The organism is Cognatishimia coralii, assembly GCF_037478305.1.
Classification (GTDB): Bacteria; Pseudomonadota; Alphaproteobacteria; order Rhodobacterales; family Rhodobacteraceae; genus Cognatishimia; species Cognatishimia coralii.
Window position 1 is genome coordinate 1 of record NZ_JBBGAZ010000033.1, and the last position, 1,608, is coordinate 1,608.

The following is a 1,608-nucleotide window of genomic DNA, read 5'->3' on the forward strand; positions in this document are numbered from 1 at the left end:
ACCGCGTGGGCAATGATCGAAGGCGGGAACCGGTGCCGCTTGTAGCTGATGGAAGGTGTCTGCATCGCCGTGACCTACGTAGCAAACAGCAAGGAGGCAATCGCTACCCGATTAACGTGACAACTCCGTCGTGACAGATACCAAGGAAAGCACGGCAGAAAGCAGGTTCTTCAGACCATTCATCCCGTGCAGGTTCTGGAAGCCAATCAGGCTGAACACCGCCAGCAACATGATACCAAGACCTCCATTGAAATAGCCGCCGTAGCCAGAAACGAGGAAGATCGCGAGAGCCGAAAAACCGAGTCCGATCGTCAGTCCCTTCGCTTGAACCAGCTCCACGAGACGCGGACCGATTGCAAAGAGCACAGTGGCGGTGAGCAGGAGCCAAGGCACGATCCCAACAAAGGCATCGCCCGGCGTGATCAATAGCAGCCCCGCACCTGCCAAGCCGCCAAGTGCCGCGATCACGATGATGTTCCTAAGCCTGAGACCACCTTCGGCGGATATGTCGTGTCTGTAGGCCCAGGCACTGCCGACATAGCCGGGCAAGGCAGTCAGCGTCGCCGTGGCATTGGCCATGATCGGTGGCAGTCCCAGCCAGACCAGGGAAGGAAAGCTTATGAGAGTCCCGCCACCGGCGATGGCATTGACCATCCCGGCGAGCAGACCCGCCACGACCAATATGATTATGGAAAGCATTCGCGCGACCTCGACTTGATTCATCGAGTATCTGCTCGGTTGTCCCAATGGTCTGCAAATTGGTCTACTTATTCTCAGGCCACTTTAAGGAAAGCGAGGGTTGATACCACCGCCGAAGCGGGGAAGATCTTGCCCCGCTTGAGCTGGCGTTGGCAGACGCCACCCAGACCGTGACCGCGGCCAATGCTGCACTCGCCACAGCGAAAACGGATGTATTGTCACTGACCAAGCTCAAGGAATCGCTTGCGGCGGCGTTGGCAGAAACCGAGCGGCTTGAAGCCGAGACCGGTCCGCTACGGGGGCTGGCCGATCTGGGTAACGGCAAGAACGATTTCAAGACGACACTCGAAACCTTCGCGATCGGAGCAATGTTCGACCAGGTTCTCGAGGCGGCGAATATGAGGCTCGACCCTATGACACGTGGTCGCTACCGGCTAACGCGTGGGCTCGAGGCATCTGGCGGTCGCGGCAAGCGTGGGCTCGAAATCGAGGTCTTCGACATCAACACCGGCAAGGCGCGCCCGACAGCAACGCTGTCAGGCGGCGAAACCTTTATCGCGGCATTGGCCCTCGCGCTTGGGCTAGCTGATGTGGTCGAGAGCCTTTCGGGCAAGATCCGGATGGACACTTTTTTATCGATGAAGGTTTCGGAAGCCTCGACACCGAGAATGGGGCGGGCACGCTGGATCAAGTAATCCAAGTTCTTGCTGCGTTGACAGAGGGCAGCCGGGCCGTCGGCCTGATCTCGCACGTCAGGCTGGTGCAGGAGGCTATTCCACAAGTGTCGCGTTGCCCTTAAATCTGAGACACGACGCGTTCGGGGATATTTTTTGCCCTTAATTATGAGATTCCACTGCCATCGCGCCTATGCTTTTCGCGCGCTGCCGGGCGATGTAATCGACCGCGGCA

At 58.3% G+C, this 1,608-nt stretch carries 2 protein-coding genes; one reads left to right on the forward strand and one right to left on the reverse strand.

Annotated elements, in window-relative coordinates:
- Positions 1-111: 111 nt before the first annotated feature.
- Positions 112-723 (reverse strand): sulfite exporter TauE/SafE family protein, encoded by a 612-nt coding sequence (locus WG622_RS19170; RefSeq protein WP_339404906.1) that lies wholly within the window; start codon positions 721-723, stop codon positions 112-114.
- A gap of 125 nt (positions 724-848) precedes the next feature.
- Between WG622_RS19170 and WG622_RS19175 the strand changes: the two genes are divergently transcribed.
- Positions 849-1,394, forward strand: coding sequence for a hypothetical protein (locus tag WG622_RS19175; RefSeq protein WP_339404907.1), 546 nt, complete (start codon positions 849-851; stop codon positions 1,392-1,394).
- Positions 1,395-1,608: the final 214 nt, after the last annotated feature.

Bases quoted from the DNA above. Each gene is read 5' to 3' on its own strand.
- WG622_RS19170 (WP_339404906.1), bottom strand. From the start codon at position 723: ATGAATCAAGTCGAGGTCGCGCGAATGCTTTCCATAATCATATTGGTC.